We start from the raw sequence: 13,708 nt of genomic DNA, 5'->3' as shown, positions 1-13,708 counted from the left end.
TTGGCTTATGGAGCTGTCGATCCGTTGGCTTTCAATGTATTGCTGAAAAACAAAACGTGATTGGGTAATGAATTTTGCCAGTAGTCCCAACTGTGGCCACCGGGGCGTTCGCTATAATCGTGGGGTGTCTGATTGAAAACCAGCCTCCGGTGAAGTTCCCGATTGGGCTCGATCAAAAAATCATCGACACCACAATCAACAATTAAATTCTGACCATTGGCTTTCAGTTTGTCGGCCAGATTAATTACTGAGAAGGCCGCGTAGGTTTGCGGCACCTGTTCAATAGGCCCCAGTATCTTCTCAAACTCCAGTTTAATACCGTTCATCATATCTGGGGGAAGTTTCCAGCTTTGCATGTCGGGGTTGAGGGCGCCACTCATGCTACCGGCTGCGCAGTAAAGGTCTGGATGATGGGCTGCCAGCAAAAGTGACCCGTAGCCCCCCATACTCAGGCCCGTAATGACCCGACCTTTGCGGTCGCGAATGGTGCGATATGTGTTGTCGATCTTACCAATTACTTCTTTGGTCAGGTAGGTTTCGAACTGGCTATCTTTTCGAACCGGGCTATCCAGATAGTAACTGAATACTTCGCCTTCAGGCATCGCAATGATGAGGTTATACTGATCGGCTAATCGCTGAATCAGATTCTTATCGGGCGTTTTGGTGATCCAGTCATTGAAATGACCATACCCTCCATGAAGCAGATAAAGCACCGGATAATTCGCCTTACTTTTCGCGTAGCTTTCGGGCAATACGACCACCGCCCGCATGGTCTTTTGCATGACAGTACTCGGCACATCCAGCGAATCGACTTTAGCCGCCCGTATAGATAATGTTGCAAAGAGGCTAAGGCCGAAAAGAAGCGTTTTGATCATGGGTTTCGGTGAAATTTACTGAGCCATTGTGCCATTCGCTTTTAGCACTTTCTGGAAAAATAGGAGATGATAAGGTAACGAGTTTTGCCAGTATTCCCAGGTATGGCCACCCGGATGCTCGGTGTAATCGTGCTCTACTTTGCTATAAACCAGGCGACGGTGTAGTTCACGGTTTGGCTCGATCAGAAAATCATCGACGCCACAGTCAATAATAATCTTCTGACCGTTGGCTTTGATTTTATCGGTCATATAAACGACTGAATTGGCTGCGTATTGATCAGGTGTTGACCCCAGCGGTCCCAGAATCCGGCTGAAGCCTTCCTCTACCCGCTTCTCGAAGGTCGGATCAATGCGCCAGGTCTTGTAATTCAGATCGACAGCACCACTCATGCTGCCAGCTGCGCAATAGAGTTCAGGATGACGCGTCGCCAGGTATAAAGCGCCATGCCCGCCCATACTCAAACCTGAAATGACCCGTCCTTTACTGTCACGAATGGTGCGGTATGTGTTGTCAATTTTGCCGATTACTTCTTTGGTCAGGTAGGTTTCGAATAGGTTGTCTTTCTGGGTCTGGCTGTCCAGATAACCACTGAGTCGGTCGCCTTCGGGCATCACAATGATGAGGTTATACTGATCGGCCAGCTTATGAATCAGCATTTTATCGGGCGTTTGCTTGAGCCAGTCACTAAATTGTCCACCTCCGCCGTGGAGCAGATACAGGACAGGATAGGGGGTTTTACTCTTTGCATACGATTCGGGAAGCACAACAGCCGTCCGCATGGCCCGATTCATAGCTGCGCTTGGTACATCCAGTGTATCGACTTTAGCACTGAAAGCCAACTGTGGCAAGGCGAGTAAACTAAGACAAATGAAGAAATGAATTATGCGCATGAACATCGTTTGATAGAACACATGGGTTCAATTTGAACAGGCTTTGGGGTAGACTCGCAAATAATAGTACCTTTATGTCAAAAGTACGCAAAGATGGATTACGTCAGCAGCGTAACGGTATTTTTGTTGTAAAATTTTATGATCGATTATAACCATCCGGCGTTTCAGTATTATCAGAATGTATCGGAACAGTGCATTCATTACCTGTCCATCGATGGGGTCATCTTTGGGTTTCATCAAAATCAGCTCAAGGTTTTGCTGTTACGCTGGAAAGGTACGGATGAGTGGAGCCTGCCGGGAGGCTTCATTCTGAAAGCGGAATCGGTCGATCTGGCTGCCCAGCGAATTATTCGCGAACGGACGGGGTTACAGACGCTTTATCTGCAACAGTTTCATGTGTTTGGCGAAACGATTCGGTATAATTCGGAGGAAACCTGGCGAAAAATAAATTTACCCGTTCAGGGCATCAACTGGTCAGAACGGACCATCTCAATCGGTTATTATGCCCTGGTTGAATACGCTGAGGTTGTTCCTACCCCCGACTTTCTCACCGAAGAATGCCGCTGGTGGAGTTTGGAGGCCATACCGAATTTACTTTTTGATCACAACCATATTGTTGAAGTGGCCTTGCAATCGTTACGTAAAAATGTAAGTGATCAGCCCATAGGTCATCTATTGCCCGAAACATTTACTATTCCCGAACTCCAACGGTTGTACGAGACCATTCTGGGGCATTCATTGGACGCCCGGAATTTTTACAAGAAAATTATGGCGCAGGAAAATCTGGAACGCCTTGCCGAACGACGAGCCGGAACCCCGCATAAGGCACCTTATCTATATCGGTTTAAGCGCTCACCTTCTGGCATAAACGACATTCCATCCTACACCTGAGCGCTCATCTACACGGTTCATTGACGGGTTTTTCCAGTTCATTCAATTCCAGTGTGGCCTCCCCACTTTTTGGGGCCATTTTTGTGTCGGTGACTAGCGTTTAGTTTAATGCACTGAATCTGCTAGTTGTTACTAAACGTATATAGATAACGTTAGCAATGAGGATTACTCGACTCGAACTGAAAACGAATCAATTAGCTACCATCCATCAGTTCTATTCCCGGCAATTGGGATTGCCTGTTTTGGCACACGTACCCAGCATGGTCATCTTTCAGGCGGGATGGACAGAATTGGTATTTCGGCAGACATATCTTCCTACTGCTCCGTATCATTTTGCGTTCAACGTTCCGTTGTATACACTTGAGCAATACCAGCTCTGGTTCGATTTGCCTTATATTGATGCTGGGTCTCCCGGTGATCGGATTGCTAATTTTGCGGACTGGAAAGCACGCGCCAGCTATTTTTTCGACCCTGATGGTAACATCGTTGAGTTTATTGAGCGACGTGATGCCGCTTGCGAAGAGTCGGCTAGTGGCTATTTTCAGTGCATTAGTGAGATCGGATTAGTGAAAGAGGATGTAAAAGCTACCGCCACTTGGCTTCAGCAGGAATACGGGCTGACTCCGTTTTCTAAAAGTAAGCCGATACCCGATTTCTCCGCCATTGGTGATGATTATGGATTGTTAATTCTGGCAAAAATGGGCCGACCGTGGCTGTTTACCGATTGTAAGGCGATGCCGACTCGCTGGCTTATGGAGTTTATTGACCCAACAGGAAACTACGCGAGGATTGATTCTGGTGCTGAGTAATGGTTTAATTGTCTGATAGGTAGGTGGTTATCTTTTCGGTTGGGGAGTAATTGGTAAGTTCTTTAACGTAGCGGGTAGTTACATACAGTTTTCCTTTCTCCGCTTATGGATGAAAATAACCTTTCGTCTGAATAGATGACTATTTGGTTTTGAGTCTTGTCTTTTGGCTAAAAAACGGTTCTCAAACAGCCAGTTTACAACGCCAAATACTACTATGAACACCTTACTCAAGACCCTTCTTCTGACTTTTCTTGTCAGCTCTACTGCATTGGCCGATCCTGGCAAAACGTCCGGTAAAAAAGATCATCCTACTAAACTGGCCCGCTATCAGGTTGGGACTTACATTACGGTTATGCAGAAGCTTCGTGTCAACATCGACAAGCAATTAGGGGGCGAAGTATCCATCAAACTGACCGACGCCAAAGGAAATCTATATTACGATCATACACTTACGTCCGTTGATACGATAGCCCGGCTGAGCCTGGACCTGAGCGATCTGAACGAGGGAGAGTACCAACTGAAAATAACGAACGGGCTGGAAATGGAAGTCCGGGATATTAAAATCAGCGCAAAAGAGCCTGTGGTTCAATCCCGCAAATTAACCGTCTTATAAAATTCTCTGCTTAACCAAGGTAAGGAAGCAGCCCATGCTGATTGTGGTATATAGGTCACATGCCTGGTATACCGCAATCAGCATGGTTGCTAGTCTTCTTCTTACCCGTATTTCCGGTTTTAGTCTATTGTCGGTTAATCAGTTACTATTTCTGATGAAAGAACCTAATCTTGATCATTGGACAACTGCATTTGCTGTTATTGCTTTTCTGGGCTTGTTTGTGGCGCCTTTGCTACTGATTCAGGCCGGGCAGCGTAAGAGTCAGGTTCAGTACATTGTGGGGATCATTGTCCTGTTTTCGGTCATGCTGATCTACTACGTTCTGTTCTGGAGCGAGTATATCCGTCTATTCCCCTACCTGATCGGCACGATCGATCTATTCTTTTTTTTGTTTGGCCCTTTATTCTACTTATACCTCAAAGACCTGGTAAATCAACCCGTAGTAGGCCGGAAGCGAATGCTTCATTTTTTGCCGTTCTTTATTGGGGTAGCTGCCGACCTGATTGTGCTGATAGCCCGTACGCAGTATCCAGAGTTTTGGGGCCGCCCTGCTCGAATACCCGTCTGGGGGGCTTATTTTAAGGTATTGCCCTGGTTGTATTTGGTTCAACTGGCCTTGTACGCTATCGCTATCTTACGACTACAGCAATCGTTCGGTAGTTTACAGAAAGTGGGTCGCTGGGCATTGTGGGTAAGTTTGTGTTATCTGGGGTTTGTACTGGCGAACTGGTCTTATTTCCTATTGGTCAGACTTCCATTCTTTAACCGGGCCTGGGATTACGGGATCTCATTCAGTATGTCGGGGTTTATTGCTCTGGTCGCTGTGCTGGCCTATGTGCAGCCGCATATCTTTCAGACCAATGAATTTCCGGTTTTTGAAGCAGAGCCTAAAGAAGAACCCGACGCCCGGTACCGCCATTCTGGATTGCCGCCCCATCTGGCTCGTCATTTTGCCAATCAGCTTCAACTGTTGATGCATACTGAAAAATTGTATCAACAGAATGAGTTGCGCCTGGATACACTGGCTGATCGATTATCTATCAGCCGCCATCACTTATCGCAGGTAATCAATGAGCAACTGGGTATGAGCTTTTTCGAGTATGTCAATTCGTTGCGGGTCGAAGAGGCAAAAACGTTGCTGGCCCAGGTATCACGACGGGAATTGAACGTAATTGAAGTGGCCTACCAGGTTGGTTTTAATAATAAAGTGTCGTTCAATAAAGCCTTCAAACGGGCTACTGGTCGAACACCCAGCGAATTTCGACAAACGATGCAGGCAAAGCCCAGATGCGATCCGCACGACCAGCTTGAGGATGCCTAAATGTGGTAATGTTTATCAGAGTTACCGTTTACTACTCCCTAATTCGGTTGATTTAGCAAGGTTTTTATAGAGCACAGATTGGTATGATTCATAGGATTTACGAAGATCTTAACCAATCATACGAATCATAACAATCTGTGTTCTATTGCTTGAGACAGTATGATTAAATCATTGTACATAGCCGGAAAGCTGCTTGCTCAGTTGGACGATTATAAAGACTATTTCCGACCCTGGGCCAATCCATTTCCGACCTGGCAGGGAGCGGCCCAGGTGATTGTTGCTGATATTCACGATGGTCAGTTACTTCCCGAATTGTCGGTAGAAGTGTTTAATCCTGACTGGGTTGATCGGTATCTGTTCCGGGAGGCAAAAGCCAATGCCACGAACCTGGTTCCGACCTTGTACCTGCACACGCAGCCAACTACGGAGAAGCAATTGGAAAGCATCCGTACGATGGTAAAAAAAATCCGGCAATCCATTAAGAATTATCAGCACGATTTTATCCGTGACAGCCAGATTGACGACATTGAACAGAGGCTACGGTTGCTTCCGCTCGATAATGCGATTAAATATCTATTTACAATCCGGCTCAACGGGCGGTACTTTGGAGACGATGAAAAATACCGGGCTCTTTTTCTGAACGACCAGATGCCCTATGCCACCTACTGGCGCAAGTCAAGAGCTAATAACAAGGTATGTGCCGTTAGTTACGAACCGGTTTCAGAAGTGTGGGGGCGGGTGAATACATTGGGGTTTACGGTCGAAAAGCCTGCGTTCTCCCGAAACGGGTTCGATGGGGAAGATTCGTATAAGATGTTTCCGGTATCGCCCGATGCGGTAAAACGGCTGGAAGGGGCTAAACGACTGATACTGGAACGGCTGGCGCGACCCTTTTTTGGCATGAAATATCTGATCATGCCCCGCTTTTTCGACACCGTTCCCGATGAACAGGCAACGCAGTTTTTAGCCCGTTTCCTGCGGTCGTCGGGTACCGCAACAGCCAGCGTTCAGTCCATATACACGTTTATCAACCCGGCGGAAGCGGTCGATAATACCTCGGACAACAGCATCGTCGATAGTGAGCCAGTGTATTACGATATTTTCTTTTACGAGGAGAAACAGGCTCAGTTCGCAATCAAATTGCAGGTGTCGAATATTCTGCCCGCCCGTTTCAAACGGGTCATTGCCGTCAAGAATGCTGTTGAACGAAGTTATCAAGGCTTAACAGGGCCGGTTAGTCTAATGCAGGGAAGATCTGAACCGCTCAGGATTTCGCTGGCTTCGATCAAGGATTATTTTGCTGAACTGGTTAAGGTAAAAGGGAAAGACAAATGGCTCTTTCACTCGTTCTTTTTCCACGTTATTGACGCTATTTACTACAACCAACCGCTAGACCGGGAGCAGCTTCTACGTGCTTTTATGGCTCCGATTCGGGCGGCTTTCAAGGCTAATGATGCCAGTGCTTATCTGGTTAATCGACAGATCCGACATTCGTTTGTATTGCTTCAATTTTTCTATCAACTCAATCTTTTTTCTTTTTCTAGCATGAAACCTGCTATGCCACAACCCGTTGGACTGATTCCCGAGACGTTCGAACGTCAACACCCCGATCTGCTGACTCATCCCCTTCGGCGAGCCGCTTTTTACCTGGGTTGTGAGGTCGAGCTATTGCTGGCCAAGCAAAAAAGCTTTTACCGGAACCAGCCGTTTCGCCAGTACCTGAATGGACTGAATCTGGATGTTGACCAACTCCGAAAAATCCACCTTAAACTGACGGCTAAGATTGGGGAGTATATGGATACCGGAATAAACGACAAGCGGCATTTCTATCCGGCCGAGCTGGCCCGGCTGGCCGAGCTGGATACGCATATTGGCCCTGCGCTTCTGCTAGCCGATAATAGCCTGTCGAAAACCGAACTATCCTATTCGTTTGCAGTGGGTATGGCGATGCAAAAAGCCTTTACAATAGAGCAGATTCGGATCAATCGATTGAAAAAGACAGTAGCTGGGCCAACGGCATAAGGTATGCGTACAATTCAAAATCGCAGTGAGATCCTGTTTTTATACGATGCCAAACGCTGTAATCCGAACGGAGATCCGCTGGATGCTAACCGGCCTCGTATCGACGAAGAGTCGGGCTGTTGTCTGGTGACCGATGTGCGACTAAAACGCACCATTCGCGATTACCTGCTCGATCATGGTTTCGATGGCGAGGCAGGCAGTAAAGGAGATATTTTTATTCGGTCGGTGGGGGGCAGGGCCGTAACAGGTACTGAGCGGGCAAAAGCGTATAGTAATCGGGAAGAGTATCTGCAAAAGTTTATTGATGTCCGATTGTTTGGGGGGGTGTCGGCACCGAAGGCCAGTCCGAAAGTTGGGAAGCAGGTCAGGGAAGCATTTCTGGTTGAGGCCGGTATCGACCTGGAAAGTGGGGAGCCCGAAGAGCCCGTTGATGCCCACAAGTTATTCCATTTTACGGGCCCGGTGCAGTTTGGCATGGGGCGTTCGCTAAATCGCGTTCAGGAAACGTTTATGAAAGGGACCGGAGCGTTTGCTACAAAAGAAGAGTCGATCCAGAAAACGTTTCGGGAAGAGTACATCATCACCTATGGCCTGATTGCGTTTCATGGAGTGATCAATGAACAGGCTGCCAAATACGTCGGAACCACGGATGAGGATATTGATCAGTTAAACGAGGCCATCTGGTACGGCACCAAAAACCTGCTTACCCGTTCCAAAAAAGGCCATATGCCTCGATTACTGGTCAAGATCGATTATAAAGGTGGCTTCTTTATCGGTGACCTGATCGAACGACTCCAACTGATTCCCAAAGCGGGTAAGCGGGAGGACGCCTATAGCGATATTGACGATTTTATAGTCGACACCTCGCAGCTTGTAGCCGTTCTGACAAAATATGCTGACCGAATCGAACGCATCTCCGTATTACAGGATGACCGTATCAACCTGTCTGACCCTATTCTGACGAAGCCATGACGAGTCGGCAAATTCTGATCTTTGATATTTGGGGCGACTATGCTCATTTCAAGAAAATTTACGCGACAACCTCTGCCGTTTCCTATGCCATTCCGCCAAAAACATCTTTGTATGGCTATTTGGGGGCCGTGCTTGGATTATCCAAAATTGACAGTGCCTACCTAAAAACGTTTGCCAATAAGCAATGCCTGTTGGGTATTTCAGTACGTAATCCAATCGTAATGAAACGGTTAGGTGTCAATTTGCGGTCAACGCTCAAACGGGTCGATGATAGTGCAAAGCCTTCGTTGGTCGAATATGTGTATAAACCGCGTTATCGGTTGTTCGTCTGGCATCAGGACGAAACCGTTCGACAGGAGCTGAAAAAGGCAATCGAATCCCATACCTGTGTCTATACGCCTTCGCTGGGGTTGGCGGGGTTGCCGTCTAATTTTGAGTGGATAGGAGAGGTTACGGTAAAGGCACACCGATCGGCAGACCTTGTTGCGATTCATTCGGTCATTCCAAGGAAGTATCTGCTGGGTCTGGAAGAGACCGCTTTGCTGGAAGGCAGCAATGAACTGATTGAACAGAGCTTGTTTGCCATCGAAATGAATACGGATCGGGAGGTTACCGAACGCGACGACATCTTGCTGGACCGTAAAGGAAGGCCGATTCGAGCCCAGGTAACTGAGTATTATCCGGTTAAGGAAGCTAATGTTATTCTTTTCTGACCTTGCTGATTATGGCCACGCAGACATTGATTCCGCAAACAACAATCACCTTTCCGGAAATTACACTCCATACGCGTGATGCCCATAAACTGCGCGGGTATTTTGGGGAGTTGTTTCGAAACTATTCGCCCCTACTGCATAATCATCTTCAGGCCGATAATGAATCGGCTACAGAGGCCATTCGGTTTCGCTATGCGTATCCGTTGGTTCAGTACAAAGTGTTAAGACATATGCCGACGCTGGTTGGATTTGGCGAGGGCGCTGAGTTACTTACCCAGCTTTTTCTTCAGGTATCTACGTTATCGATTGATGGCAAACACATTCCGGTTCATACAAAGCACATTCGTTGTGAACAGGTGCCGATTGGTATGGCAGATGAACTGGTTGACTATCAATTTGTAACACTATGGATGGCCCTCAACCAGGCGAACTATAGCGATTATCGACGATATTCAGAGGCTGACCGAACGGCACAGTTAAAGCGTGTCTTTACCAGTCAGATACTGGCCACCTTTCGAACGTTTGGGTTATGGCTGACTCACCACGATCGGTTGATGGTGCATTTGTCGCTGGACGAGCGGGCCACTCAATTTAAGAACCAGCGCATGATTGCCTTTTCGGGTCGTTTTCTAGCCAATGTCGTCCTGCCCAATGGACTTGGCTTAGGCAAAGGCGTGTCTCGTGGTTTCGGCAGCGTGGAACGGTGTGTCCATAGTGATCAGCCAAATCAGCTTGTCACCCGCATGCATGACACATCCTGGCAACCATTCTCATAAACTATACATGGATATAGAACGGTAGAGGGGAATGTGGTGTCGGTTACTAATAACCGACACGGTGCGGTTTCTCAACACCGAACCAGACAAACCGTTCGGTTTCTCAAAACCGCACCAAGGCCAGATTTAAGGATATGGCCTCACTCTAACTGGACAAACCGCTGTACTTGAACTAACTCAAACAACTTCTAAAACTTGACAAACCTAACGGAGTCAGATGTTCACATCCGATATCACAAAGCAGAATCCATTCAAAAGCAGGATTGAAGCATATCCATTTAATCTCTTAAAAAGAGTGATTTTTTAGAGGTGTCCCCGTTGAAGAAGGGCTGAAAAATGGACTTAGGCGGAGGGTTATTCTCGAAACAGCACAGGCTGCGTTGAGAATAACCCTCCTCGTTTTTTGTGCAAACGGCCCATCACTATAAAAGCGATAACCTTTATCGGGATTACCCTTGACCACTGGCTTACACGCGTCCTTTGAAAGGATTGTAGGGCTGCTGTCCGACGTATGCACGTTCTAACGCACATACTTGTTAGTCGGGCTTTTGGTTTGGATAGCCGCCGTTTTATTGATTTTCTATGTTTCAATCTTTACTCAAAACATGAAGTTCACGTTCATCACAAGCTGGTTGCTGGCCCTGTTCGTTTGTTGTACAGTATCAGCGCAGGATGTTAACGTCAGTGGACGTGTTACGTCATCCGACGATGGCCAAACCCTGCCCGGCGTAAGCATTCAGGTAAAAGGAACCACAAAAGGTACTACCACAGATGCCAATGGTCAGTATCAGATCAGTGCGCCAGCCAATGGTCGGCTGGTTTTTAGCTTCATCGGCTACGCTAGTCAGGAAGTTGCCGTTGGCAATCAATCGACCATTAATATCGCTTTAGTCACTGGCGCGCAAAGCCTGGACGAAATTGTCGTAACGGCACAGGGTATTGAGCGCGACAAGCGTTCGCTGGGATACGCAACGCAGGAAGTTAGTGGTAATATTCTGGCGCAACGATCAGAACCAAACCTGCTCAATGCTTTACAGGGCAAGCTGGCGGGTGTCAATATTACCGCAGCCAGTGGGGCCCCCGGTGCCTCGACCAACATCAACATCCGGGGTATTACCTCCTTTACGGGAAGTAACCAGCCGCTTATTGTGGTCGATGGGATTATCTTCAGTAACGATGTTAACCTGACCCAGAACACGCTGTTCGGTACACAACCCGCCAACCGGCTGGCCGATATTAACCCCGAAAGTATTGAGTCGGTCAACGTGCTGAAAGGACCAGCGGCTGCGGTTCTGTACGGTTCGCGGGCGTCGGCTGGGGCCATTGTGATTACGACCAAATCGGGCCGAAACCAGAACAACAAGACCGAGGTAACGGTCAACTCGTCGTTCAATGTTCAGAATGTGTATGGCCTTCCTCGCTTTCAGAACGATTACGGTCAGGGTGCCAATAACCTGTTTGTGTCGAACTCGACCAACTCCTGGGGTCTGCCTTTTGGGGGTGGTCCTACGTCGGTAACTAATACGCAGGGCAATACAGTGCCCTATCAGGCATATCCCAATAACGTAAAGGATTTTTATCGGCAGGGTACCATCCTCCAGAATTCGGTCAACATTGCCTCGGGCGATGCTAACCGGAATTACATTATTGCCATTGGGAATACTTTGCAAAACGGTATCATCCAGAATTCGAAGTTTAATCGGACCAACGTGCAGTTAGGCGGAGAGTCGAAGCTGCAAAACGGGTTGCGTATCAGTGGAACCGCAACGTATGTGCAAACCGTATCGACCGGGATTCCGGGTGGTAATGGGGCCAGTGCCTTTGGCCAAATAACCCGGATTCCTCGTAGTTACGATCTGGCAAACGAACTTTATCAGGATGCAAATGGCCGGAGTATTTATTATTCCACTACCAACAATAACCCGCAATGGAGCGTAAATAATGAGAAGCTGGATAGTCAGGTAGACCGTTTCTTTGGCAATTTCCAGATTGGCTATGACATCACCAGCTGGCTGAATATAGCCTATCGCGTAACGGGTGACACCTATACCGATCGACGCAAACTTACCCTGCCCATTGGGGCCGGACGCTCACCAGCCGGAGAAATCCAGCAGGACAACTTCTTCCGCAACGAACTCAACGGCGATCTGTTGATTTCGGCCCGTAAAGACAATCTGTTCGTAGAGGGGCTGAATGCCAACCTGTTGCTGGGGAATAACGTTAACCAGCGTAAAACGCAGGAAGTGCTGGTCGATGCCTCGTCGCTGACCATTCCCGGTTTCTACAATGTGGGCAACGGTACCGTATTTACGGCTGGGACCGGCACCGGCGAATTCAGTACTGCCCGTCGGCTGATAGGCTATTATGGTCAGTTGTCGTTGAATTACAACAATTACCTCTTCCTCGAACTATCGGGCCGGGCCGATAAGTCGTCGACATTACCCCAGGCCAATAATACTTACTTCTATCCGTCGGCGGCTCTCAGTTTTGTGCCAACGGATGCGTTTAAGCTCAATTCGGATATTCTCTCCTACGCGAAGGTTCGGGCTAGTATTGCTCGCGTAGGTCGCGATGCCGATCCATACCTGCTTACATCAGTCTATACCGGAGCAGCCTATGGAAACAACACCGCGAATATTACCTTCCCGCTTCAGGTCAGTAACGGGAGTATTCCCGGTTTTGTGGTGAGCGGCCGAATCGGGAACAATAACCTGACGCCCGAATTTGTGACGTCGTATGAAGTGGGTATGAATCTGGGTTTGTTCAAGAATCGGTTTAGCATCGATGCGTCCTACTTCGATACCCGGAGTACGAATCAGATTTTTAACGTAGCGATTGCGAATACAACAGGCTTCGATACGCGTACGACCAACGTCGGTGAGTTACGAAACCAGGGTGTTGAGGTTGTTCTGAATGCTACACCCGTGCGGGTCAGTGGTTTCAAATGGGATCTTTCGCTCAACTACACCTTAATCCGCAATAAAGTCATCTCGATTGCGCCAGGCGTTAAATCGTCGTCGGTGGGGAGCTCGGCCACAAACCTGGTTGGGTCAGGTGCCAATGCATTTACGGGCATTACCCCGTCGATCTACGAAGGCTATCCGTATGGTGTCGTTGTCGGTACAGCCAATGCCCGTGTGCAGAATACCGATCCGAATGGCTTATACTATGACCCAACCGGACAATATGTAGGACAATATGTGGTCAACGGAACCTCGGGACAGTTTGCCCCTGGTGTTGCCAATTCGGTCATTTCCAATCCGCAACCGAACTACATCGCCGGTCTGACCAACACCTTTTCGTACAAGGGAATAGCCCTATCGGTACTGATCGATACACGTCAGGGTGGCCAGCTTTACTCGTTCCCGATGGTCGATCTACGGGGTAATGGTTCGCTGTACGTGACCGGGCAGGATCGGGATCAGCCGCGTATTTTACCCGGTGTGATTCAGAATGCTGACGGGACCTTCCGGCCCAACAACATTCAGTTGAGTCCACAGGCGTATTGGGGTGGAACGGGCTTTACCGGCTTGGGTGGATTAGCTTCCGAAGCGGCTGTGTTCGACGCTACAGTCTACCGTCTGCGTGAAGTGGCCCTGAACTACACCTTACCAAAAGGCTTGTTAGGAAAAACACCGTTCGGCTCGATCTCGGTGGGTGTCAGTGGTCGGAACCTATATTTCTATGCGCCGAATTTTCCGGCCGATCCTGAAATCAATACGCAGGGAGCTGGTAACATTCAGGGGCTTGACCTGAACGGCCCACCAAACACCCGCAACTTCGGTGGCAATATCCGACTCACGTTCTAATTACTCTATTCAACAA

Annotated in this window: 11 protein-coding genes; 9 read left to right on the top strand and 2 right to left on the bottom strand. The window is 48.2% G+C overall.

Features of this window, described 5'->3' with window-relative positions; translation table 11 throughout:
- Positions 1-5 precede the first annotated feature (5 nt).
- Both BGO59_RS04245 and BGO59_RS04240 read right to left on the bottom strand, forming a co-directional pair.
- Positions 6-875, bottom strand: coding sequence for an alpha/beta hydrolase family protein (locus BGO59_RS04245; protein ID WP_293681035.1), 870 nt, complete (start codon positions 873-875; stop codon positions 6-8).
- Positions 876-890: 15 nt separating this feature from the next.
- Entirely contained in the window at positions 891-1,766 is an 876-nt protein-coding gene (locus tag BGO59_RS04240) for an alpha/beta hydrolase-fold protein (RefSeq protein WP_293681032.1), read from the bottom strand.
- Positions 1,767-1,904: 138 nt separating this feature from the next.
- Between BGO59_RS04240 and BGO59_RS04235 the strand changes: the two genes are divergently transcribed.
- From BGO59_RS04235 to BGO59_RS04195, 9 genes are all read left to right on the top strand, one after another.
- Complete coding sequence (locus tag BGO59_RS04235) at positions 1,905-2,657, top strand: NUDIX domain-containing protein (protein WP_293681029.1); 753 nt, start codon at positions 1,905-1,907, stop codon at positions 2,655-2,657.
- Positions 2,658-2,815: 158 nt separating this feature from the next.
- Entirely contained in the window at positions 2,816-3,466 is a 651-nt protein-coding gene (locus BGO59_RS04230) for a hypothetical protein (protein ID WP_293681027.1), read from the top strand.
- A gap of 214 nt (positions 3,467-3,680) precedes the next feature.
- Positions 3,681-4,079: a hypothetical protein gene (locus BGO59_RS04225; protein ID WP_293681025.1), complete on the top strand. Its 399-nt coding sequence runs from the start codon at positions 3,681-3,683 to the stop codon at positions 4,077-4,079.
- An 82-nt stretch (positions 4,080-4,161) separates the two neighbouring features.
- Positions 4,162-5,400: an AraC family transcriptional regulator gene (locus BGO59_RS04220; protein WP_293681023.1), complete on the top strand. Its 1,239-nt coding sequence runs from the start codon at positions 4,162-4,164 to the stop codon at positions 5,398-5,400.
- Between the two features lie 159 nt (positions 5,401-5,559).
- Positions 5,560-7,422: a TM1802 family CRISPR-associated protein gene (locus tag BGO59_RS04215; RefSeq protein WP_293681021.1), complete on the top strand. Its 1,863-nt coding sequence runs from the start codon at positions 5,560-5,562 to the stop codon at positions 7,420-7,422.
- A gap of 3 nt (positions 7,423-7,425) precedes the next feature.
- Positions 7,426-8,394 (top strand): type I-B CRISPR-associated protein Cas7/Csh2, encoded by a 969-nt coding sequence (cas7b, locus tag BGO59_RS04210; protein WP_293681018.1) that lies wholly within the window; start codon positions 7,426-7,428, stop codon positions 8,392-8,394.
- Positions 8,391-9,107 carry a CRISPR-associated protein Cas5 gene (gene cas5, locus BGO59_RS04205; RefSeq protein WP_293681015.1) on the top strand — a complete coding sequence of 239 codons (717 nt, stop codon included), beginning with the start codon at positions 8,391-8,393 and terminating at the stop codon, positions 9,105-9,107. Before cas7b ends, cas5 begins: the two co-directional genes overlap by 4 nt.
- Positions 9,108-9,118: 11 nt before the next feature.
- Entirely contained in the window at positions 9,119-9,883 is a 765-nt protein-coding gene (locus BGO59_RS04200) for a CRISPR-associated endonuclease Cas6 (RefSeq protein ID WP_293681012.1), read from the top strand.
- Positions 9,884-10,488: 605 nt separating this feature from the next.
- Positions 10,489-13,692: a SusC/RagA family TonB-linked outer membrane protein gene (locus BGO59_RS04195; RefSeq protein WP_293681010.1), complete on the top strand. Its 3,204-nt coding sequence runs from the start codon at positions 10,489-10,491 to the stop codon at positions 13,690-13,692.
- Positions 13,693-13,708 lie beyond the last annotated feature (16 nt).

This window comes from Spirosoma sp. 48-14, from assembly GCF_001898575.1.
Lineage (GTDB): Bacteria > Bacteroidota > Bacteroidia > Cytophagales > Spirosomataceae > Spirosoma.
Note: the sequence above shows the minus strand (reverse complement) of the source record. Positions and strands in the feature narration are given on the sequence as shown.

Excerpts from the sequence above, each read along its gene's own strand:
- BGO59_RS04245 (WP_293681035.1), bottom strand. The coding sequence starts at position 875 with ATGATCAAAACGCTTCTTTTCGGCCTTAGCCTCTTTGCAACATTATCT.
- BGO59_RS04240 (WP_293681032.1), bottom strand. The coding sequence starts at position 1,766 with ATGCGCATAATTCATTTCTTCATTTGTCTTAGTTTACTCGCCTTGCCA.
- BGO59_RS04235 (WP_293681029.1), top strand. The coding sequence starts at position 1,905 with ATGATCGATTATAACCATCCGGCGTTTCAGTATTATCAGAATGTATCG.
- BGO59_RS04230 (WP_293681027.1), top strand. The coding sequence starts at position 2,816 with ATGAGGATTACTCGACTCGAACTGAAAACGAATCAATTAGCTACCATC.
- BGO59_RS04225 (WP_293681025.1), top strand. The coding sequence starts at position 3,681 with ATGAACACCTTACTCAAGACCCTTCTTCTGACTTTTCTTGTCAGCTCT.
- BGO59_RS04220 (WP_293681023.1), top strand. The coding sequence starts at position 4,162 with ATGGTTGCTAGTCTTCTTCTTACCCGTATTTCCGGTTTTAGTCTATTG.
- BGO59_RS04215 (WP_293681021.1), top strand. The coding sequence starts at position 5,560 with ATGATTAAATCATTGTACATAGCCGGAAAGCTGCTTGCTCAGTTGGAC.
- cas7b (WP_293681018.1), top strand. The coding sequence starts at position 7,426 with ATGCGTACAATTCAAAATCGCAGTGAGATCCTGTTTTTATACGATGCC.
- cas5 (WP_293681015.1), top strand. The coding sequence starts at position 8,391 with ATGACGAGTCGGCAAATTCTGATCTTTGATATTTGGGGCGACTATGCT.
- BGO59_RS04200 (WP_293681012.1), top strand. The coding sequence starts at position 9,119 with ATGGCCACGCAGACATTGATTCCGCAAACAACAATCACCTTTCCGGAA.
- BGO59_RS04195 (WP_293681010.1), top strand. The coding sequence starts at position 10,489 with ATGAAGTTCACGTTCATCACAAGCTGGTTGCTGGCCCTGTTCGTTTGT.